The sequence below is a fragment of the Pseudomonas sp. PSE1(2024) genome (assembly GCF_050990555.1).
Taxonomy (GTDB): domain Bacteria; phylum Pseudomonadota; class Gammaproteobacteria; order Pseudomonadales; family Pseudomonadaceae; genus Aquipseudomonas; species Aquipseudomonas aphyarum.
Genome location: NZ_CP158967.1, coordinates 6,233,421 through 6,252,618 on the forward strand (window position 1 = coordinate 6,233,421; position 19,198 = coordinate 6,252,618).

Consider the following 19,198-nt stretch of genomic DNA (forward strand, 5'->3'; position numbering starts at 1 on the left):
ACTGAATAGATACGGCGGATAATAACAGCTCAGCCAAATCCACTTTGACCTGAATCAGAAACGGCGTGGCCTCCCTGGCCTGCTATGCCTGGTGAAAAGAACGAAGAACCGCCCGGAGCCTGCGGACTAAAGCCCCTGCATCATTTTGCGCACGCCCGCCACATGCCGGCGGCTGACGATCAGCGCGTCACCGTTGAGGCCTTTGAGGAACAACTGGAAGTGGCCCAGCGGTGTACGTTGCAGACGCTCGATGCGGTCGCGGGCGACCAGCGCGTTGCGGTGGATCCGCACGAAGCGCTCGCCGAATTCGTCTTCCAGCGCCTTGAGCGGCTCATCCAGAAGGACTTCGCCACCCTCGTGGCGCAAGGTCACGTATTTGTGGTCGGCAATGAAATACACCACCTGATCCAGCGGGATCAGTTCGATGCCTTTGCGGGTCCGGGCGCTGATGTGGCTGCGCGGGCCGTTACCGCTTTCGGCGGCAGGACGGGTCAGGGCCGAGAGCTGGGCCCGGTTGGGACGTTCAGCCCGTTTCAGGGCGTCATGCAGATGTTCGGTTCGCACGGGTTTCACCACATAGCCCACGGCGCTGGCCTGCAGGGCTTCCACGGCAAATTCATCGGGACCTGCGCAAAACACCACGACTGGCGGGGTTTCGCGTTCGCACAGACGGGCAGCCACCTGCAGGCCATCGAGGCCCGGCATGCGGATATCGAGCAGTACGATATCCGGCTTGTGGCTGTCGATCAGCGCCAACGCCTCTTCGCCATTGGTGGCGCTGGGCTCCAGGACTGTGTAGCCCTCGAGCTCGCTCACCATTCGGCTGAGTCGCTCGCGGGCCAGTGGTTCGTCATCAACGATCAGGACATTCATATTGCGCTGGATTCCTGCGTGAGTCTCGCACAAGGATAGCGTAGACAAGTGGAGTGACGTCCGTCACCGCGATCCACGCTAAGACTAGCGCGAGCGCCAAAAAGTGCCGTACGTCGGCCGGCAATATTTGCCGACACCTGCAACGTACCGCCTGACGCCCGTCGCCGACTGCGTTTTACGCAGGATATGCCAATGGCCAATACACCCACCCCTCTCTCTTCTTATAGTCGGTGGCCGGACCTTTGCGCGATCCGCCGCCACGTCGACCCCTATGTCCTACTGTAGACGCTCGTCGGGCCGATATTGCTCAATCGAAAAATATCCTTGCGCAAATCCCCCGGCGACACCGGCGACTATGGATCAGGCCATGAGAAAAAAACGTATCGACCAGTGTCAGCGACAGGATTGGCAACCCTGTTATTATCCGCGCCAGCGTTTCACGCCTTCTTTCTTCAAGCCGATACGAGCGAATTCATGAGCACTGACAAGACCAATCAGTCCTGGGGCGGCCGCTTCAGTGAACCCGTCGACGCCTTCGTCGCCCGCTTCACCGCCTCCGTCACTTTCGACCAGCGCCTGTATCGCCACGACATCATGGGCTCGATCGCCCACGCCACCATGCTGGCCAAGGTCGGCGTGCTGACGGATGCCGAGCGCGACAGCATCATCGATGGCCTGAAGACCATCCAGGGCGAAATCGAGGCCGGTCAGTTCGACTGGCGCGTCGACCTCGAAGACGTGCACATGAACATCGAAGCACGCCTGACCGACCGCATCGGCGTCACCGGCAAGAAGCTGCACACCGGCCGCAGCCGCAACGACCAGGTCGCCACCGACATCCGCCTGTGGCTGCGTGACGAGATTGACCTGATCCTGAGCGAGATCACCCGCCTGCAAAAAGGCCTGCTGGAGCAGGCCGAGCGTGAAGCCGCCAGCATCATGCCGGGCTTCACCCACCTGCAAACCGCTCAGCCGGTGACCTTCGGGCACCACATGCTGGCCTGGTTCGAAATGCTCAGCCGCGACTACGAGCGCCTGGTCGACTGCCGCAAGCGCACCAACCGCATGCCGCTGGGCAGCGCCGCACTGGCCGGCACCACTTACCCGATCGACCGCGAATACACCGCGCAACTGCTGGGCTTCGACGCCGTCGGCGGCAACTCGCTGGACAACGTGTCCGACCGCGACTTCGCCATCGAATTCTGCTCGGCCGCCAGCATCGCGATGATGCACCTGTCGCGTTTCTCCGAAGAGCTGGTGCTGTGGACCAGCGCGCAGTTCCAGTTCATCGATCTGCCGGACCGTTTCTGCACCGGCAGCTCGATCATGCCGCAAAAGAAAAACCCGGACGTGCCGGAGCTGGTACGCGGCAAGACAGGCCGTGTGTTCGGCGCCCTGATGGGCCTGCTGACCCTGATGAAAGGCCAGCCACTGGCCTACAACAAGGACAACCAGGAAGACAAGGAACCGCTGTTCGACGCCGCCGACACCCTGCGCGACTCGTTGCGCGCCTTTGCCGACATGATCCCGGCGATCAAGCCAAAGCACGCGATCATGCGCGAAGCGGCGCTGCGCGGTTTCTCCACCGCCACTGACCTCGCCGACTACCTGGTACGCCGTGGCCTGCCGTTCCGTGATTGCCACGAGATCGTCGGTCACGCGGTGAAGTACGGCGTGGACAGCGGCAAGGATCTGGCGGAAATGAGCCTGGAAGAGCTGCGTCAGTTCAGCGACCAGATCGAGCAGGACGTGTTTGCCGTGCTGACCCTGGAAGGCTCGGTAAATGCCCGTGACCACATCGGCGGCACTGCGCCGGCGCAGGTCAAGGCTGCCGTGGTTCGCGGTCAGGCGTTGATCGCCAGCCGCTAGTAATAAGCCCGCGACTCAACGCAGTTCCGGCCCAAAGGAAGAATTGCTTCCCCAAACCCTGCTTCGGCAGGGTTTTTTATTTGAACGCACACATTTTCAGATCAAACCTTGAACCGGATCTTCTACGTCAGTACCTATCGCTCTGCTTCAGCGAAGACGATGAGCCTCCAAACCACTGCAGAGGGTCTTTTGCGCCAATCGGTAGAAATTTGTATATACAAAAATCCACAACGATCAGTAGAAAATAAAATATTCCTTTATTTTCAATAACTTACATTCAATTGACCGCCTCATAAAAGGCGACCATACTGTATATACAATTTTCTGATCAGCGGCTGGTGGAACGTGGCAGAGATAAAGTGTTCTGAAAAAGTGATCCAAAAGCTGAAAGAAAAACACAGTGTGGCCATCTCGGAAGTTTCCGAGTGTTTCAAGAATAGGCTTCCAGAGCATATTTTTTTGTATGACACCCGGGAAATGCACAAGACTGATCCTGCTACCCTTTGGTTTATCGCTGAAACCAACAAGGGGCGGGCATTGAAGGTTTGTTTTGTCCCTCCGCATGCAGGAAATCAGCATACGGTGGAAATAAAAAGCGCTTTTGACCCCAATGAAAAAGAAATAAATATTTACGAAAAACACGGAAAAAAATAAACAGGAAATTTTAAAGGTAATAGCCGAGTTCAGACCTATTACCTTAACCCCTTCGCGATGAGCGCGGAGACCCTTATATCAGAAGATATAATATGGTGGCAGAAATGAAAAAAGATAACGTAGAACTTTGGGATAATCGCGAACTTGGCGCTTCCGAAGAGCACGTTGGAGCTGTAAATTTAAACTTGGAGATTGATGAATCTCTTGGATTACAAGCAATTTCTATACGACTACAGAAAGATCTTTTAAAAAATCTTAAATCCATTGCCTCCTATTATGATGTTGGCTATCAACCGATGATCAGAGACTTACTAAACAGATTTGCCGAGTCAGAAATAAAAAAAATATTACGCGACCAATTAAGGCAAATTGAAAAACAACACAAATCCAGATCTCAAGATACGACACTACCGGTTGACGCCTTTATATCTGACATGCAAAAAAGAGCATAGCAGGTCACCCATGAGTAACATTATAGATTTTACGAAACGAAGAGAGTCGCTAAAAAGGAAAAACATAGAGCCGGGCAATGATATTGAGATAGCACTATCAATACTTGATAGAGATTTTGCCGAAAACCTTGTCATCCTTGATCAGAAAATGATCTTTATGAAAACTTTGAAAGGCGTTCTTAAATCAAGACATATAAAGTACCGAATCTCCACAAAGGAACTTCAGAGCACCCTGAACAAAAAGACAACCCTGTTGTTCATCGATGAAAAAATCGGTTTCAACTTAGACATAACAGCCACAGAGGAACCATGCAAAGCCTGGAAGATATATCCTCTAAACGTTCATTTGAACCCTGCAGAAAGCGCTGGAATCATCATAAACAAACTCAATGAGGTTAGACAAAATGGACGAAATTGATGAAGGTTTGTTAGAAGCTCTGGAGCACTACTTGCGTGGCGCATCGGCAACCAATAAAACTTATTCCCGGATTGCAGGAACCCAACTTCGTGAAGGCAATCCCGAAGTCATAAACCAATACCGGAAAAACCTTAAAAAAATTGAAAACCATTCAATTGAAATTGCAACAAAACGAGAAAATCTCAAAAACGCTCCCACACAAGACAAAGCGAACAAAAAATAAATGGTTGGCCGCCTACCACTTTCAGTAGCGATAGGCGGTTAACTTATTTTTTCCGGGCGATCATCTCCAAAAACGCCGGCATTGCCGCATCCTTGTCCGCCGCAATCTTCTGCACGTGCGGATTCTGCTCAAGTCGCTCCAGCAGCGCCTTGGCCTTCGACATCTCCGCCAGCAAATCCAGACCGAACAGTTTGTGCCCCACCGCAGCCGCCAGCGGCACGCTGTAGAGGAAGTACAAATCCGCGATGCTCAGGCTGTCGCCCGCCACATACGGGGCGAATTTGCCGTGACGTCCCAGCGCCGCAAAGCCCAGCAGCAATTCAGCCTTGGTTTTCTCCTTGATCGCCTCCGGCAGCGCCGTGCCGAAAAATGCTTCGCCGTAACAGGCACGGGCCGGCAGCTCGATATACAGCTCGATTTCCTTGGCCACCGCCAGCACCTGAGCGCGGGCAAACGGCTCGGTCGGCAACAGCGGGACACCCTTCTGACTGCTTTCGAGGTATTCGAGCATCACCATCGTTTCGTTGATGTACCCGCCTTCAGCTCCCAGCACCGGCACCTTGCCGCGCGGGCTGATGGCCAGGGACTCAGGCGTAGGCGTCGGGTAGAACGTGACCTCTTCGAACGGCAGGCCTTTTTCGAGCAGCGCCAGTTTGACCATGTTGTAGTAGTTGCTGACGGAGAATCCATAGAGCTTGAACATCACATAGCCTCCAGGCCGTGCGGGGTGGGCAGTGCCTGTTTATAGATCGCTCCGGGAAATCCCGCCAGCAGCATCACGCCGCTGAATGCGGGTAAACTGGCGCCTTTCCTTGAGGAGCCTGCCATGAGCGAGCCGACTGACATCGACAATGATGAAGAAGAGTTCACCGAATCGACGCTGATCGAAGCGATCGAGAACCAGATCGAAAGCGACAACCCGCCAGCGGCCAAGGCAACCTTCAACAAGCTGACGCTGGTCGGTTACGAGCGTGACGACATCCTGAATCTGATGGCCCACGTGCTGGCCTGTGAAATCGACGCGATGCTCGACGAAGACCGCGCGTTCGATACCGAGTGGTACGAAACCGCGCTGCGCGCACTGCCGGAACTGCCACCGGAAAAGCAGTAAAACGGCCCCGCCCTGTGGGAGCACGCCTGCTCCCACACAATTTGTCACCCATCTGCGCGGCCTTCTGCCGCCCCCTGACTACACTGGAATCCACCCCGGGACAAAAACCCTGACACGCGCACTGGACAGGCCGCGCCGGCAGGTTCACCTTAGGGGCGCTGTCGTCCAATTCCTAGAAAGTCTGGAGTCCTTATGTCGCTTACCCCTGAGTTGGTTGCCGAACTGGAAGTCCTCGCACTCTTCAACCTGGACAGTTCCCAGGAAGGTCTGAAAATTCATCAGACCGCTGCCCCGAAGCACATTGCCGCCGCACAACGCCTGTTCGAAAAAGAACTGACAGACCAGCCTGATGGCGGTTACCTGACCAGCCTCGGTCGCGATGCCGCACAGAACGTTCAAACCGTACTGACGATTCTCAAAGAGCAGCAAACCGCCTGATCCTCCCGACTTTGCCCACGGAAACCCCCTGCCACGGGATTTCCGCGGGCCAGCCATGAACGTCACCCATCGCCGCGCGATAGAAATCTGACGTCAAAAAACAAATTCAGCTTAAAACTCCTGTCGTTCAGGCGCTAAACTCCCGGACACCCGAGACCCTTTGCCTCCGAGCCCTGCGCGCCGGTTTGAGCCGACATGACCCGCACCCATGAAATCCGCCCCGACCTGGACGAAGGCATCGACCGCAAGGTACTCAGCCAGCTACGTGCACGTTTTCTCAAACTCAATGAAGGCCGCCTGAACCGGGCGCTGGAAGGCCTGTCGACGCGCCAGCAAAGTGTGCTGACGCTGCTGCCGCTGTTTTTTCACGTCAATCATCCGCTGTTGCCAGGCTATGTCTCGGGCAGCACGCCGGCCGGGCTGTCGAATTACGAACCGGACGCCGAGGCGCTCGCCGAAGCCCAGCGCCTGACCCGCTCGTTCTCCTACAAACCGCGTCACGGCAGCAACCCGCCACGGCCGATTCACGGTCTGTTCCTGATGGGCAGCCTCGGCACACTCGCCCAGGCGGACCAGAGCGACATGGATGTGTGGGTCTGTCACGCCCCCGACCTGAGCGATAGTGAGCTGGCCGAGCTGCGCAAGAAATGCCAGTTGCTCGAAGCCTGGGCGGCCAGCCAGGGGGCCGAGGCGCACTTCTTCCTGATCGACCCGGTGCGCTTCGCCAAAGGCGAACGCGACACCCAGCTCAGCTCCGAAGATTGCGGCACTACCCAGCACTATCTGCTGCTGGACGAGTTCTACCGCACCGCGATCTGGCTCGCCGGGCGCACGCCGATCTGGTGGCTGGTGCCGGTCTATGAAGAGCGCGCCTATGACGCGTACACCCACACCCTGATTTCCAAGCGTTTCATCCGCAACGATGAAACCCTCGACCTGGGGCCGATGGCGCACATTCCGCCGGGCGAGTTCGTCGGCGCCGGGCTGTGGCAACTGTTCAAGGGTATCGAGTCACCTTACAAATCGGTGCTCAAGCTGCTGCTGACCGAGGTCTACGCCAGCGAACATCCGCAGGTGCAGTGCTTGAGTCTGCGCTTCAAGCAGGCCGTATTCGCCAACCGGCTGGATCTCGACGAGCTGGATCCGTACATGGTGGTTTACCGCCGGATCGAGGAATACCTCACTGCGCGCAACGAACCGGAGCGCTTGGAGCTGGTGCGACGGGCGCTGTACCTCAAGGTCAACCGCAAGCTCACCGGCAACACTCGCACCCAGAGCTGGCAGCGTTCACTGCTGGAAAGGCTGGCCAGCGAATGGCATTGGGATCAGCGGCAACTGGCGCTGCTCGACAGCCGCAGCCAGTGGAAAGTCCGCCAGGTCAGCGCCGAACGCCGGGCACTGGTCAACGAACTGAATTACAGCTACCGCTTCCTGACCCAGTTCGCCCGCACTGAACAGACTGTCAGCCTGATCAACAAGCGCGACCTCAACGTTCTCGGCCGGCGGCTGTATGCCGCGTTCGAACGCAAGGCCGACAAGGTCGAGTTCATCAATCCCGGCATTGCCCCGGACTTGGCCGAAGACACCCTGACCCTGGTGCAATCGCCGAACAAAAAGGAACCGGGCCAAACCCAGTGGGGCCTGTACAACGGCAGCCTGACGGCGCTGGAGTGGGAACACTTCGCGCCGATCAAGCGCAGCCGCGAGTTGCTGGAACTGCTGACCTGGTGCCATCGCAACGGTGTGATCGACAGCAGCACCCGACTGGCCCTGCACCCCGGCACCAGCGATATGAGCGAGTTTGAGCTGTTCAACCTGCTCGGCAGCCTGCAACAAAGCATCGCCCTGCCCTTGTCGACCGTTGCCGAAGAACCGCTGCTGCGCGCCGCCGTGCCGAGCGAAGTGCTGATGCTGGTGAATGTCGGGGTCGACCCGCTCAAGCATCACCGCGACCTGAACATTCTGATGACCACCGAACGCACGGACTCTCTGAGCTACGCCGGCGTACGCGAAAACCTGGTGCTGACCCTGGATCAGGTCACGCTCAATAGCTGGAACGAGGTACTGGTCAACCGCTTCGACGGTCCGCATGCCCTGATGGATTGTCTGCGCGACTACCTCAACAACCTGCCGCGCGGACCGCAACAACCATCGCTGCGAGTGCGCTGTTTCTGTCACAACCGCGCGCAGTTCATCGCCCGCCGGGTGGAGGAAATTGTCGATACCGCGCAGACCCTGCTGCTCAGCGATCTCAATCACCGCTACCTGATCCAGGTGCAGCAGCATTACCACGTGCTGGAACTGGTGCCGGGCCAGGTCAGCCATGTCGCCCTCGCCACCCTGCCGGCGCTGCTCGATTACCTGGGTGAGGAACAGCCGCGCTACAGCCCGCTGCACCTGGACCCGATGGCACTGGAAGACCACGACCTGGCACTGATCCTGCCGATGGGCCAGCCCGAATGCATTCAGGTGTTCTACCGGATCACCGAACAAACCGCCGAGCTGTACGTGCTCGACGAGTTCAATGCGTTGTGGCAACAGCACTTGCCCTATCACGACGAGCAAAGCCTGTTGGTGCCGCTGCAGCGGTTCCTGCAATCGATCCAGTTCCGCCGCGAAGCGCTGCTGCCGATGGATGCGGGCCATGCCGCCAGCCTTGAAATCTTGTATTACCAGTTATTGCCGTCAGGGCCGGGACGCGCGCGACGGGTCGAAATGCGCCCGGCGCCGCAGACGCCGGTCAACAAACCGTTCTACGACGTGCAGGCGATCGTCGGCAAAGCCGCACCCGGCGAGGTGCAAGTCACGCTGTATTGCAATCAACGGGAATTCAGCGAGCTGGAACATGGCGACCAGCTGTTCAGCGTGGTCGCCCGGGAGATTGTCGGGCAGCGCCGGGAAAGCGAGCGCTACCGCTGCTACATCACCGACCTGGACCTGTCGGGTGTGATCGGTGACGGGCAGAGTTCGAGCAATCTGTATCTGCGTTACAAGGCCGACCTGGAACGCTCTCTGAACGAGGCGCTCGAGCAGGTCTGAGGCGGGTTACTCCGGGAAATCACCGCCGTTGGCCGGCTGCGATTCGACTTCGAGCAAAGTCAGTTTCAGGGTCTTGCCACCCGGAGCCGGCCAGTCGATGTGCTGACCAACCTTCAGGCCCAGCAACGCACTGCCGACCGGAGCGAGGATCGAGACTTTGCCTTCGTCGGCGTTGGCGTGCTTCGGATAGACCAGGGTCAGGTGGTAGTCCTTGCCACTGCTTTCTTCGCGGCAGTGCACACGGGAATTCATCGTCACGACATCGGCAGGCACTTCATCGTGACCGACCAGGGTATCGGCGCGGTCCAGTTCGGTTTGCAGCGCGATCACGCCCGGCAGCGTGTCATCCAGGCTGTCGATCAGGCGCTCCAGACGTTGCACGTCCAGACGGGTAAGGGTGATGGAAGGTGCGGTCATGATCCGGGCAGACTCCTTTCTTCTGCACACAAAAAAAGCAAAACCCCGCCAAAAAAGACGGGGTTTTCACCAGGCCTCGATGGGTTGAGGCGTTTCCGGACACTATCACAGCTCAAAAAATATACAAGCTACGCTCCGGCGAGCTGCCGGCGCTGAGCGGCCTGCGCACAAATCACCCGGCGGCGCTCGTCATCGGCCGAACGCCACTCGCGGATGTCTTCGACATGGCGCATGCAACCGAGGCAGACCTTCTGTTCATCCAGCCGGCACACGCCGGTGCACGGCGAAGGCACGGCCGGGCTGACGTTGCTGTAGAGCGGCTTCGGCGGACGGACGGGTGCAGTATCAGTCACGAAATCACAGGCCTTCGAAATCGAATTCGGTGCCGGCCTGTTGCTTGACGATGCGCTCGAGCATTTCGCCCAGCTGTTCTTCGCTCTTGTCGCACATCCAGCGTTCGCTTTCTTCGTCGTAGTCGAAGTGGAAACCGCCGGACACCGCGGCCAGCCACAGCTGACGCAACGGTTCCTGACGACTGAAGATCAGCTGGGTGCCGTTCTCGAACTTGACGGTCAGCACACCGGCCGAGTTCTCCATGTCGATGTCCAGGTCGCTGTCGTCGAAGATGTCTTCCAGTTTTTCCTGGGTTTCATCGACCAGATCGTGGAAACGGGCTTCGGACAAACTCATTGCGGCAACCTCAAAAAATGTCTGATCAGGCTCAAGCGCCGCAAGATACGGACGCTGCCAGCCGATTGCAAAGGATAACGACCAAGCGCCCTGCCAGGCGACGAAATATCCACCCGCCACGCGGGAAAAGTTTCCGCGCCGCAGCCCGAGCCCCGCCGGACGGGAGTTCCGTCGCATAGGCAAGCTGCCGGGTGGCCGGTATACTCCGGCGCAATTAACGCATTTTCAAGGATTTCGCCATGAAGCGCCTGATCTCTTCCCTTGCTGCGCTCGTCGCGGTTGCCTGCCTTGTTTCGGCTTGTGGTCAAAAAGGCCCGCTGTACCTGCCCGATGAAGATCAGGACCCGGCCGAGCAAGCCCAGTCTTCGCAAAAGCAGCCTGTCTCCAAGGCACACAAGCACGACGTTTACTAAGGGATCGCCATGGACGCTTTTAACTACCGTGGCGGGGAACTGTTCGCGGAAGGTGTGGCGCTGTCCGCCATCGCCGATCGCTTCGGCACTCCCACCTACGTCTACTCCCGCGCGCACATCGAGGCCCAGTACCTGGCCTACGCCGATGCGCTGGCCGGCATGCCGCACCTGGTCTGCTTCGCGGTCAAGGCCAACTCCAACCTCGGCGTCCTGAATGTCCTGGCCCGTATCGGCGCCGGTTTCGACATCGTCTCCCGTGGCGAGCTGGAACGCGTACTGGCCGCTGGCGGCAGCCCGGACAAGATCGTGTTCTCCGGCGTCGGCAAGACCCGTGACGACATGCGCCGTGCGCTGGAAGTCGGCGTGCATTGCTTCAACGTCGAATCCACCGACGAGCTCGAACGCCTGCAAGTGGTCGCCGCCGAGCTGGGCGTTCGCGCGCCGATCTCGCTGCGTGTGAACCCGGACGTCGATGCCGGCACCCACCCGTACATTTCCACCGGTCTCAAAGAGAACAAGTTCGGCATCGCCATCGCCGACGCCGAAGACGTGTACGTGCGTGCCGCGCACCTGCCGAACCTGGAAGTGGTCGGCGTCGACTGCCACATCGGTTCGCAACTGACCACTCTGCCGCCGTTCCTCGATGCCCTCGACCGTCTGCTGGATCTGGTCGATCGTCTCGGCGATTGCGGCATCCACCTGCGCCACATCGATCTCGGTGGCGGCCTGGGTGTGCGTTATCGCGATGAAGAGCCGCCATTGGCTGCCGAGTACATCAAGGCTGTGCGCGAGCGTCTCGACGGTCGTGATCTGGCGCTGGTGTTCGAGCCGGGCCGCTTCATCGTCGCCAACGCCGGCGTGCTGCTGACTCAGGTCGAGTACCTCAAGCACACCGAGCACAAAGACTTCGCCATCGTCGACGCGGCGATGAACGACCTGATCCGCCCGGCGCTGTACCAGGCCTGGATGGACGTGACTCCGGTCAAGCCACGCGAGACCGCTGCGCGTACCTACGACGTCGTCGGCCCGATCTGCGAAACCGGCGACTTCCTCGCCAAGGAACGCGAGCTGGCGCTGGAAGAAGGCGATCTGCTGGCCGTGCATTCGGCCGGTGCCTACGGTTTCGTGATGAGCTCCAACTACAACACTCGCGGCCGTGCCGCCGAAGTGCTGGTGGATGGTGATCAGGCATTTGAAGTGCGTCGCCGCGAGACCGTGGCCGAGCTGTTTGCCGGCGAAAGCCTGCTGCCGGAGTAACCCCATGCTGCTGCGTTTTACCAAGATGCACGGCCTGGGCAACGACTTCATGGTTCTCGACCTGGTCAGCCAGCACGCGCATATTCAGCCCAAGCACGCAAAAATGTGGGGCGACCGGCACACCGGCATCGGTTTCGATCAGTTGCTGATCGTCGAAGCGCCGAGCAATCCGGATGTGGACTTCCGTTACCGGATCTTCAACTCCGACGGTTCCGAAGTGGAGCAGTGCGGCAACGGTGCGCGCTGCTTCGCCCGCTTCGTGCTCGACAAGCGCCTGACCGCCAAACGGCAGATCCGCGTCGAGACCAAGGGCGGCATCATCGAACTCGACGTGCGTAACGACGGCCAGATCGGCGTGAACATGGGCGCCCCGCGCCTGGTGCCGGCGGACATTCCGTTCCAGGCGCCGGAGCAGGCCCTGAGTTATCAGGTCGATGTCGACGGTACGCCGGTCGATCTGGCGGCGGTGTCCATGGGCAACCCCCATGCGGTGCTGCGGGTCAGCGATATCAACACCGCACCGGTGCATGAACTGGGGCCGAAAATCGAACACCATCCGCGCTTTCCGGCGCGGGTCAACGTCGGTTTTCTCCAGGTCATCGACCGCCATCGCGCACAACTGCGCGTCTGGGAACGCGGCGCCGGGGAAACCCAGGCCTGCGGCACCGGTGCCTGCGCTGCTGCTGTAGCGGCGATCAGTCAGGGGTGGATGGATTCGCCCCTGCTGATCGACCTGCCGGGCGGGCGCCTGTCCATTGAGTGGGCAGGGCCCGGCCAACCGGTCTTGATGACCGGCCCGGCAGTGCGCGTATACGAAGGACAAGTGCGTCTTTGAGTGAGCAGAAGCCATGACCGATAAGCCTCAGGTACCCGCCCGACAGTCCGGTGAATCAGCGTCCGAGAGCCTGGAGGCGGCAGCGGTTGCCGCGTACCTGGAGGCTCATCCGGACTTCTTCGTCGAGCATGAAGAACTGCTGCCGTCCCTGCGCATCCCCCATCAGCGCGGCGATACCGTCTCGCTGGTCGAGCGCCAGATGGCCATCCTGCGCGACCGCAACATCGAGATGCGTCACCGTCTCTCGCACTTGATGGACGTCGCCCGGGACAACGATCGCCTGTTCGACAAGACCCGTCGCCTGATCCTCGCGCTGATGGACGCTGCCACTCTGGAAGACGTGGTGATCAGCGTCGAGGACAGCCTGCGCCAGGATTTTCAGGTGCCCTTCGTCAGCCTGATTCTGCTCGGTGACAATCCGGCCCCGGTCGGCCGCTGGGTGACCCACGCCGACGCGCAAACCGCCATCGGCGGATTGCTCACCGAAGGCAAAAGCGTCAGCGGCAGCCTGCGCGAGCATGAACTGGACTTCCTGTTCGGCGAAGAACAACGCAAGCAGATCGGCTCCACCGCCGTGGTCGCCGTCAGCCATCAGGGCATCCACGGAATTCTGGCCATCGCCAGCCGTGATCCGCAGCACTACAAAAGCTCGGTCGGCACACTGTTCCTCAGCTACATCGCCGAAGTCATGGGTCGCGTGCTGCCACGGGTCAACAGCTCCCTGCGCTCGGTACGCTGAGCATGGAACGGCAACTGGACGCTTACTGCGAACACCTGCGCAGTGAGCGGCAGGTGTCGCCGCACACGCTGTCGGCCTACCGACGCGATCTCGACAAAGTCCTCGGCTGGTGCAACAAGCAAAACATCGGCAGCTGGCAGGCGCTGGACATCCAGCGTCTGCGCAGCCTGATTGCCCGTCTGCATGCCCAGGGCCAGTCCTCGCGCAGCCTGGCGCGCCTGCTCTCGGCCGTGCGTGGGCTCTATCATTATCTGAATCGCGAAGGCCTCTGCGATCACGATCCGGCCACCGGCCTGGCACCGCCCAAAGGCGAACGCCGGCTGCCGAAAACCCTCGACACCGACCGCGCCCTGCAACTGCTTGAAGGTGCGGTCGAGGACGATTTTCTCGCGCGGCGCGATCAGGCGATTCTGGAGTTGTTCTACTCCTCCGGCCTGCGCCTGTCGGAGCTGACCGGGCTCAATCTCGATCAGCTCGATCTGGCCGACGGCATGGTTCAGGTACTCGGCAAGGGCAGCAAGACACGCCTGTTGCCGGTCGGCAAAAAGGCCCGGGAAGCACTGGAGCAATGGCTGCCGCTGCGGGCGCTGACCAATCCGGCGGACGACGCCGTATTCGTCAGCCAGCAGGGCCGACGTCTTGGCCCGCGAGCGATTCAGGTGCGGGTCAAACTCGCCGGCGAGCGCGAACTGGGGCAGAACCTGCACCCGCACATGCTGCGGCACTCCTTCGCCAGCCATTTGCTCGAGTCCTCCCAGGACCTGCGCGCGGTGCAGGAATTGCTCGGCCACTCGGACATCAAGACCACCCAGATCTACACCCACCTGGACTTCCAGCACCTGGCGGCGGTCTACGACAGCGCCCATCCACGGGCCAAACGCATGAAAGGCGACGATTCATGAGCATCCAGTTGATCACCTTCGACCTCGACGACACCCTGTGGGACACCGCCCCGGTGATCGTCAGCGCCGAAGCGGTTTTGCGCGAATGGCTGAGCGAACATGCGCCGAATCTGGGCGCGGTGCCGGTGGAGCATCTGTGGTCGATCCGCGAGCGGGTACTGGCCAACGAGCCGGGACTCAAGCACCGCATCAGCGCGTTGCGCCGGCGAGTGCTGTTCCATGCGCTGGAGGAAGCCGGATACGCCCACAGCGAAGCGTCGGATCTGGCAGACAAGAGTTTTGAAGTGTTTCTGCATGCGCGGCATCAGATCGAGGTGTTCCCGGAGGTCGAGCCGATCCTGGAAACCCTCGCCAAACACTACGCCCTCGGAGTGGTCACCAACGGCAACGCCGATGTCCGTCGTCTCGGGCTGGCGGACTACTTCAAGTTTGCGTTGTGCGCCGAAGACATCGGCATCGCCAAGCCGGATGCGCGACTGTTCCATGAAGCATTGCAGCGCGGTGGCGTGAGCGCCGAAGCCGCTGTGCATATCGGCGACCACCCGGGGGATGACATCGCCGGGGCGCAGCAGGCCGGATTGCGTGCGATCTGGTTCAACCCGGCCGGCAAGGTCTGGGAAGCGGAGCGCCTGCCGGATGCCGAGATTCGCAGCCTGAACGAACTGCCTGCCGTGCTCGCCCGCTGGAACAGCCGCGGCTGATTTTCTTTCGCCCATGAAAAAGCCCGCAGCGACGGCGGGCTTTTTCAGCAAGCAAGCGACACGCCTCAGATAGGGCGGCTGCCGTACTTGTTGTCCGGCTTCTTGGGCGGATCGGCGACCACGTTGGCCTCCACTTCCTGCACCTTGCCGCCGCGCGCAAGGAACTCTTCCATGGCCTTGGCCAGGGCATCGCGCTCCTTGTTCTTGGCTTCGATGCTCGGCAACTCGTCGACCGACACCGCAGCCTTGGCCTTGCCTTTGGCAGCCGGGGCCGGCGTATCGTCACCGCCATCGTCTTCAGCAACGTCTTCCGCTGCTGCTTCCAGACCGTCTTCGGCCTCGTCTTCGTCGCCTACTTCGAGGTCGTCGTTTTCCAGATCATCGTCGCTCATGTTCTACCTCATGACTTGCGAAAAGCAGATTAGTTATAGACCAGCTTTGGCGACTGTCGAAAGTCGCCGGAAAAAAATCGGTAACCATTGGTGACCAACGGTTTATGCCCCTTCACCGTGCAAGGTGGCGAGGACTTTACGGGCACCGCCATGATCACGGTGCTCGCCCAGGTAAACGCCTTGCCAGGTGCCCAGTGCCAGTCGGCCCGCCGTTACCGGCAAACTGATCTGACAGCCCAGCACGCTGGCCTTGAAGTGCGCCGGGAGGTCGTCCAGGCCTTCGTCGTTATGCTCATAGCCGTCTGCTCCTTGTGGGATCAGACGATTGAAAAATCGTTCGAAGTCGCGACGTACCGCCGGATCGGCGTTCTCGTTGATGGTCAACGACGCCGAGGTATGCTGCAGCCACAAATGCAACAGACCGACCCGGCATGCCTTGAGTTCGGGCAGGCCGGCGAGCAACTCGTCCGTCACCAGATGAAAGCCCCGGGGCCGTGCCCGCAGGGTTATCAGAGTCTGTTGCCACATACAGTTCTCCGCACGTTCGGGGCGCATTCTAGCGCGCTCTGGAAAAAAACAAAGGCCCTAATATTCCTTCAATGATGTAAGCCTTTGGCCGCAGAAAAACACTCGTCGTAAACACGACCAAAGCAGTACGAAAAATCCTTTCAGCTGTATCAGGGAAGACAAATTCCAGACAAAAAAATGCCCGGCGAGCCGGGCAAGTTTTTTGCGGCGCGTGCTTACAGGTTGTAGCCGCGCTCGTTGTGTTGTGCCAGATCCAGGCCGACCGATTCTTCTTCCTCGGTCACGCGCAGACCCATCACGGCATCCAGCACCTTGAGGATGATGAAGGTGACGATCGCGGTGTAGATCACGGTGAAGCCGACGCCTTTGCACTGAATCCAGACTTGTGCGGCGATGTCGGTGACGGTGCCGAAGCCACCCAGCGACGGTGCAGCGAACACACCGGTCAGGATCGCGCCGAGGATACCGCCGATACCGTGCACGCCGAAGGCGTCAAGGGAGTCGTCATAACCGAGTTTGCGTTTCAGCGTGGTGGCGCAGAAGAAGCAGACCACGCCCGCAGCCAGACCGATCACCAGAGCGCCCATCGGGCCCACGGTGCCAGCGGCCGGAGTGATCGCAACCAGACCTGCAACGACGCCGGATGCGATACCCAGTGCGCTTGGTTTGCCGTGGGTGATCCACTCGGCGAACATCCAGCCCAGTGCAGCAGCGGCGGTCGCGATCTGAGTGACCAGCATCGCCATGCCGGCGGTGCCATTGGCGGCCGCAGCGGAACCGGCGTTGAAGCCGAACCAGCCAACCCACAGCATCGCCGCGCCCATCAGGGTGTAACCCAGATTGTGTGGCGCCATCGGGGTGGTCGGGAAGCCTTTGCGTTTACCCAGCACCAGGCAGGCAATCAGACCGGCCACACCGGCGTTGATGTGCACAACGGTGCCGCCGGCGAAGTCGAGCACGCCCCAGTCCCACATCAGGCCGCCGTTGCCGGACCAGACCATGTGCGCGATCGGTGCATAGACCAGGGTGAACCAGATGCCCATGAAGATCAGCATCGCGGAGAACTTCATCCGCTCGGCGAACGCACCGACGATCAGCGCCGGGGTGATGATCGCGAAGGTCATCTGGAAGGTAATGAAGACCGCCTCGGGGAACAGCGCCGCCGGGCCGGTCAGGCTCGCTGGGGTGACGCCGGCCAGGAACGCCTTGCCGAAACCGCCCACGAACGAGTTGAAGTTGACGACGCCCTGCTCCATGCCGGTGGTGTCGAACGCAATGCTGTAGCCATAAATGACCCACAGGACGCTGATCAGACCGGTAATGGCGAAGCACTGCATCATCACGGAAAGAATGTTTTTCGACCGAACCATGCCGCCGTAGAACAGCGCGAGGCCGGGAATGGTCATGAACAGCACAAGGGCTGTGGAGGTGAGCATCCAGGCGGTGTCGCCGGAGTTCAGGACTGGAGCTGCCACTTCGTCTGCCGCCATGGCCAGGCCGGGCATTACGATAGACAACAGGGCTCCTAGCCCTGCGAATTTACGCAGAGTCATATTGTTTTCTCCTGGGGCGTTGGGTTTGTGGCGGCGTTTAGATCGCGTCGGTATCGGTTTCGCCGGTACGGATGCGGATCGCCTGTTCCAGATTGACCACGAAGATCTTGCCGTCACCGATCTTGCCGGTGTTGGCAGCCTTGGTTATCGCCTCGATAACCCGATCCAGATCCTTGTCGTCGATGGCAACGTCGATTTTCACCTTGGGCAGAAAATCGACCACATACTCCGCGCCGCGATACAGCTCGGTGTGACCCTTCTGCCGACCGAAGCCTTTGACTTCAGTAACGGTAATGCCCTGCACGCCGATTTCGGACAGCGACTCGCGCACGTCGTCCAACTTGAACGGCTTGATGATGGCAGTGACTAGCTTCATGAAACTCTCTCCCGAATTGGTGGACTTGCCCCAGGAAAACAAACCCGACTCAAGTCTAAGCGCAGTGCCTGGCTTTGTAACGCTTCGTTGTCGACGCCAGCTAACCGCTCCAGACGAAACTCCCCGCTCCGTCTGCCGCACTGCATTCGTCACAGCGACTGCATCAGTGCATGGGTCGAAGGTGACTAAGCAGAAAGCTTGCCATCTCGCCAAAAACCACTGATTTCAATCCCTTGGCCGCTGCCGCAGATGCCATCACCCAAATGGCACTCCGGATACGCACAACAACGGTGCGCGGCCGTGCATCCAGTTGCGCGAAAAGCGTGCATCCGTGCCTGCGCCAATGACTATAGACACTGCGTGATACACTGCCGGCCATTGTTTCCAGGACATATCCCATGCTCGCGCCCAAAGACTTCCTCGACGCCCTGAGCGGCACCGCCTCCCGCCTGTTCAGCGGCGACACGCCCTTGCCAAAAGCCGAAATCGAAAGCCAGTTCAAGATGCTGCTGCAAAGCGCCTTCAGCAAACTGGACCTGGTGAGCCGCGAAGAGTTTGACAGTCAGATGGTGGTGCTGGCGCGCACTCGCGCCCGGCTCGAGAGCCTTGAGGCGAAGGTGGCGGAGCTGGAAGCGAAGCTGACGCCGCCGGCTGAGTGAATATTGAGAAGCTAAAACCGCTCCTGCCGAGGCAGGAACGGTTTCCGTCGGATCAATTCCTACAGCGAATTATTCCAACGGTCTCGCAGAATCTCGTACAGGCGAAATGCCCATAGCGCGATCCTGACGAGGCGCCACATATGTTTAAGAAACTTAGACATATTTTGGCCCTCCTTGCGTGGGGCCAAACCTCCGATGCTCTTTCCGGCGTACGAACACTTTCGGGACTACACGTGAGTGTGCCCACCAAGGCGGCCGGGTGTGGATCCCCCAAAAAAGCACCGGCACGGTTCTCACACCGTGTTGGGGGACATGAAATCTTTATGCTCCCGGCCACACTCTGTGAACACTCCATGAGTGGGCATCGTCGCAACGGATGGTATTGCAGCCCCTACAAAATTCATTTAAACAAGTTGTATCAAGGCGTTAAGCGTGTATTCCCGGCATATCAGACACGTCATCTCTCAGCCCTGCCTTGCTGGGAGCCAAGTGATCCTGACGCTTGCATCCAGGAGCAAACCTGCATAACCTCAGCAAACGTGAGTGTGTCCACTAAGGATGCGCAGGCCTTGGCCTCACCGAAGCCTGCAACTAAAAAACCGTCTCCTCAAGGCGGTTTTTTTTCGCCTCGATATATCTGCAACAATCGGTTTTCTGAG

Annotated in this window: 24 protein-coding genes; 15 read left to right on the plus strand and 9 right to left on the minus strand. The window is 59.4% G+C overall.

All coding sequences use genetic code 11. From position 1 onward, the window contains the following. Positions 1-126: 126 nt before the first annotated feature. Positions 127-873, minus strand: a complete 747-nt coding sequence (locus tag ABTV87_RS28460) for a LytR/AlgR family response regulator transcription factor (RefSeq protein ID WP_085606065.1) — start codon at positions 871-873, stop codon at positions 127-129. Between the two features lie 474 nt (positions 874-1,347). Between ABTV87_RS28460 and argH the strand changes: the two genes are divergently transcribed. The 5 genes from argH (at position 1,348) to ABTV87_RS28485 (ending at position 4,489) form a co-directional block, all read left to right on the plus strand. Further along, on the plus strand, positions 1,348-2,742 hold the full coding sequence (gene argH, locus ABTV87_RS28465) for an argininosuccinate lyase (protein WP_433898714.1): 1,395 nt from the start codon (positions 1,348-1,350) through the stop codon (positions 2,740-2,742). 345 nt (positions 2,743-3,087) lie between these two features. Beyond that, entirely contained in the window at positions 3,088-3,396 is a 309-nt protein-coding gene (locus ABTV87_RS28470) for a hypothetical protein (RefSeq protein WP_258712599.1), read from the plus strand. Between the two features lie 104 nt (positions 3,397-3,500). Further along, the gene (locus tag ABTV87_RS28475) at positions 3,501-3,848 is read left to right on the plus strand and encodes a hypothetical protein (RefSeq protein ID WP_221534495.1); all 348 of its coding nucleotides are present in this window, start codon (positions 3,501-3,503) and stop codon (positions 3,846-3,848) included. 10 nt (positions 3,849-3,858) lie between these two features. Next, positions 3,859-4,266: a hypothetical protein gene (locus tag ABTV87_RS28480; protein WP_221534493.1), complete on the plus strand. Its 408-nt coding sequence runs from the start codon at positions 3,859-3,861 to the stop codon at positions 4,264-4,266. Further along, positions 4,253-4,489 (plus strand): hypothetical protein, encoded by a 237-nt coding sequence (locus ABTV87_RS28485; protein ID WP_221534492.1) that lies wholly within the window; start codon positions 4,253-4,255, stop codon positions 4,487-4,489. Before ABTV87_RS28480 ends, ABTV87_RS28485 begins: the two co-directional genes overlap by 14 nt. 43 nt (positions 4,490-4,532) lie before the next feature. Here ABTV87_RS28485 and ABTV87_RS28490 read toward each other — a convergent pair whose 3' ends face one another. After that, entirely contained in the window at positions 4,533-5,192 is a 660-nt protein-coding gene (locus tag ABTV87_RS28490) for a glutathione S-transferase (RefSeq protein WP_433898715.1), read from the minus strand. Between the two features lie 123 nt (positions 5,193-5,315). On the opposite strand from ABTV87_RS28490, the gene ABTV87_RS28495 reads away from it, so the two are divergent. The 3 genes from ABTV87_RS28495 (at position 5,316) to ABTV87_RS28505 (ending at position 9,077) form a co-directional block, all read left to right on the plus strand. After that, positions 5,316-5,600, plus strand: a complete 285-nt coding sequence (locus tag ABTV87_RS28495) for a hypothetical protein (RefSeq protein ID WP_007951881.1) — start codon at positions 5,316-5,318, stop codon at positions 5,598-5,600. Positions 5,601-5,792: 192 nt separating this feature from the next. After that, positions 5,793-6,038 (plus strand): TIGR02647 family protein, encoded by a 246-nt coding sequence (locus ABTV87_RS28500; RefSeq protein WP_007951883.1) that lies wholly within the window; start codon positions 5,793-5,795, stop codon positions 6,036-6,038. Positions 6,039-6,233: 195 nt separating this feature from the next. Next, entirely contained in the window at positions 6,234-9,077 is a 2,844-nt protein-coding gene (locus ABTV87_RS28505) for a class I adenylate cyclase (RefSeq protein ID WP_433898716.1), read from the plus strand. A gap of 6 nt (positions 9,078-9,083) precedes the next feature. Here ABTV87_RS28505 and rnk read toward each other — a convergent pair whose 3' ends face one another. From rnk to cyaY, 3 genes are all read right to left on the minus strand, one after another. After that, positions 9,084-9,494, minus strand: a complete 411-nt coding sequence (rnk, locus tag ABTV87_RS28510; protein ID WP_007951886.1) for a nucleoside diphosphate kinase regulator — start codon at positions 9,492-9,494, stop codon at positions 9,084-9,086. A gap of 128 nt (positions 9,495-9,622) precedes the next feature. Next, on the minus strand, positions 9,623-9,847 hold the full coding sequence (locus ABTV87_RS28515) for a DUF1289 domain-containing protein (protein WP_045121669.1): 225 nt from the start codon (positions 9,845-9,847) through the stop codon (positions 9,623-9,625). 4 nt (positions 9,848-9,851) lie between these two features. Further along, a complete protein-coding gene (gene cyaY, locus ABTV87_RS28520; protein WP_007951887.1) occupies positions 9,852-10,184 on the minus strand; it encodes an iron donor protein CyaY in 333 nt (110 codons plus the stop codon). 239 nt (positions 10,185-10,423) lie between these two features. On the opposite strand from cyaY, the gene lptM reads away from it, so the two are divergent. The 6 genes from lptM to ABTV87_RS28550 are packed head-to-tail and all read left to right on the plus strand — an operon-like array spanning position 10,424 to position 15,031. After that, positions 10,424-10,597 carry an LPS translocon maturation chaperone LptM gene (gene lptM, locus ABTV87_RS28525; protein WP_007951888.1) on the plus strand — a complete coding sequence of 58 codons (174 nt, stop codon included), beginning with the start codon at positions 10,424-10,426 and terminating at the stop codon, positions 10,595-10,597. A gap of 9 nt (positions 10,598-10,606) precedes the next feature. Beyond that, positions 10,607-11,854 carry a diaminopimelate decarboxylase gene (gene lysA / locus ABTV87_RS28530; RefSeq protein ID WP_433898717.1) on the plus strand — a complete coding sequence of 416 codons (1,248 nt, stop codon included), beginning with the start codon at positions 10,607-10,609 and terminating at the stop codon, positions 11,852-11,854. 4 nt (positions 11,855-11,858) lie between these two features. Further along, positions 11,859-12,689, plus strand: a complete 831-nt coding sequence (gene dapF / locus ABTV87_RS28535) for a diaminopimelate epimerase (protein WP_011336523.1) — start codon at positions 11,859-11,861, stop codon at positions 12,687-12,689. Between the two features lie 13 nt (positions 12,690-12,702). After that, positions 12,703-13,428: a DUF484 family protein gene (locus tag ABTV87_RS28540; RefSeq protein ID WP_007951894.1), complete on the plus strand. Its 726-nt coding sequence runs from the start codon at positions 12,703-12,705 to the stop codon at positions 13,426-13,428. A gap of 2 nt (positions 13,429-13,430) precedes the next feature. Further along, positions 13,431-14,330 carry a tyrosine recombinase XerC gene (gene xerC, locus ABTV87_RS28545; protein ID WP_007951897.1) on the plus strand — a complete coding sequence of 300 codons (900 nt, stop codon included), beginning with the start codon at positions 13,431-13,433 and terminating at the stop codon, positions 14,328-14,330. Then, positions 14,327-15,031, plus strand: a complete 705-nt coding sequence (locus ABTV87_RS28550) for an HAD family hydrolase (RefSeq protein ID WP_433898718.1) — start codon at positions 14,327-14,329, stop codon at positions 15,029-15,031. The genes xerC and ABTV87_RS28550 overlap by 4 nt, the downstream gene beginning before the upstream one ends. 65 nt (positions 15,032-15,096) lie before the next feature. Here ABTV87_RS28550 and sutA read toward each other — a convergent pair whose 3' ends face one another. The 4 genes from sutA to glnK all read right to left on the minus strand — a co-directional run bounded on the left by sutA (position 15,097) and on the right by glnK (position 17,880). Beyond that, a complete protein-coding gene (gene sutA, locus ABTV87_RS28555; RefSeq protein WP_007951900.1) occupies positions 15,097-15,423 on the minus strand; it encodes a transcriptional regulator SutA in 327 nt (108 codons plus the stop codon). Between the two features lie 102 nt (positions 15,424-15,525). Continuing rightward, on the minus strand, positions 15,526-15,951 hold the full coding sequence (locus tag ABTV87_RS28560) for a secondary thiamine-phosphate synthase enzyme YjbQ (RefSeq protein ID WP_011336526.1): 426 nt from the start codon (positions 15,949-15,951) through the stop codon (positions 15,526-15,528). Positions 15,952-16,166: 215 nt separating this feature from the next. Next, the gene (locus ABTV87_RS28565) at positions 16,167-17,504 is read right to left on the minus strand and encodes an ammonium transporter (protein ID WP_007951904.1); all 1,338 of its coding nucleotides are present in this window, start codon (positions 17,502-17,504) and stop codon (positions 16,167-16,169) included. A gap of 37 nt (positions 17,505-17,541) precedes the next feature. Further along, on the minus strand, positions 17,542-17,880 hold the full coding sequence (glnK, locus tag ABTV87_RS28570; protein ID WP_002555808.1) for a P-II family nitrogen regulator: 339 nt from the start codon (positions 17,878-17,880) through the stop codon (positions 17,542-17,544). A 398-nt stretch (positions 17,881-18,278) separates the two neighbouring features. Here glnK and ABTV87_RS28575 point away from each other — a divergent pair, with 398 nt between their 5' ends. Next, the gene (locus ABTV87_RS28575; protein WP_011336527.1) at positions 18,279-18,539 is read left to right on the plus strand and encodes an accessory factor UbiK family protein; all 261 of its coding nucleotides are present in this window, start codon (positions 18,279-18,281) and stop codon (positions 18,537-18,539) included. Positions 18,540-19,198 lie beyond the last annotated feature (659 nt).

Bases quoted from the DNA above. Each gene is read 5' to 3' on its own strand.
- lysA (WP_433898717.1), top strand. From the start codon at position 10,607: ATGGACGCTTTTAACTACCGTGGCGGGGAACTGTTCGCGGAAGGTGTG.
- ABTV87_RS28490 (WP_433898715.1), bottom strand. From the start codon at position 5,192: ATGTTCAAGCTCTATGGATTCTCCGTCAGCAACTACTACAACATGGTC.
- rnk (WP_007951886.1), bottom strand. From the start codon at position 9,494: ATGACCGCACCTTCCATCACCCTTACCCGTCTGGACGTGCAACGTCTG.
- ABTV87_RS28565 (WP_007951904.1), bottom strand. From the start codon at position 17,504: ATGACTCTGCGTAAATTCGCAGGGCTAGGAGCCCTGTTGTCTATCGTA.
- ABTV87_RS28480 (WP_221534493.1), top strand. From the start codon at position 3,859: ATGAGTAACATTATAGATTTTACGAAACGAAGAGAGTCGCTAAAAAGG.
- dapF (WP_011336523.1), top strand. From the start codon at position 11,859: ATGCTGCTGCGTTTTACCAAGATGCACGGCCTGGGCAACGACTTCATG.
- xerC (WP_007951897.1), top strand. From the start codon at position 13,431: ATGGAACGGCAACTGGACGCTTACTGCGAACACCTGCGCAGTGAGCGG.
- ABTV87_RS28540 (WP_007951894.1), top strand. From the start codon at position 12,703: ATGACCGATAAGCCTCAGGTACCCGCCCGACAGTCCGGTGAATCAGCG.
- ABTV87_RS28475 (WP_221534495.1), top strand. From the start codon at position 3,501: ATGAAAAAAGATAACGTAGAACTTTGGGATAATCGCGAACTTGGCGCT.
- ABTV87_RS28550 (WP_433898718.1), top strand. From the start codon at position 14,327: ATGAGCATCCAGTTGATCACCTTCGACCTCGACGACACCCTGTGGGAC.
- glnK (WP_002555808.1), bottom strand. From the start codon at position 17,880: ATGAAGCTAGTCACTGCCATCATCAAGCCGTTCAAGTTGGACGACGTG.
- ABTV87_RS28495 (WP_007951881.1), top strand. From the start codon at position 5,316: ATGAGCGAGCCGACTGACATCGACAATGATGAAGAAGAGTTCACCGAA.
- sutA (WP_007951900.1), bottom strand. From the start codon at position 15,423: ATGAGCGACGATGATCTGGAAAACGACGACCTCGAAGTAGGCGACGAA.
- ABTV87_RS28575 (WP_011336527.1), top strand. From the start codon at position 18,279: ATGCTCGCGCCCAAAGACTTCCTCGACGCCCTGAGCGGCACCGCCTCC.
- cyaY (WP_007951887.1), bottom strand. From the start codon at position 10,184: ATGAGTTTGTCCGAAGCCCGTTTCCACGATCTGGTCGATGAAACCCAG.
- ABTV87_RS28460 (WP_085606065.1), bottom strand. From the start codon at position 873: ATGAATGTCCTGATCGTTGATGACGAACCACTGGCCCGCGAGCGACTC.
- argH (WP_433898714.1), top strand. From the start codon at position 1,348: ATGAGCACTGACAAGACCAATCAGTCCTGGGGCGGCCGCTTCAGTGAA.
- ABTV87_RS28505 (WP_433898716.1), top strand. From the start codon at position 6,234: ATGACCCGCACCCATGAAATCCGCCCCGACCTGGACGAAGGCATCGAC.
- lptM (WP_007951888.1), top strand. From the start codon at position 10,424: ATGAAGCGCCTGATCTCTTCCCTTGCTGCGCTCGTCGCGGTTGCCTGC.
- ABTV87_RS28485 (WP_221534492.1), top strand. From the start codon at position 4,253: ATGGACGAAATTGATGAAGGTTTGTTAGAAGCTCTGGAGCACTACTTG.
- ABTV87_RS28500 (WP_007951883.1), top strand. From the start codon at position 5,793: ATGTCGCTTACCCCTGAGTTGGTTGCCGAACTGGAAGTCCTCGCACTC.
- ABTV87_RS28560 (WP_011336526.1), bottom strand. From the start codon at position 15,951: ATGTGGCAACAGACTCTGATAACCCTGCGGGCACGGCCCCGGGGCTTT.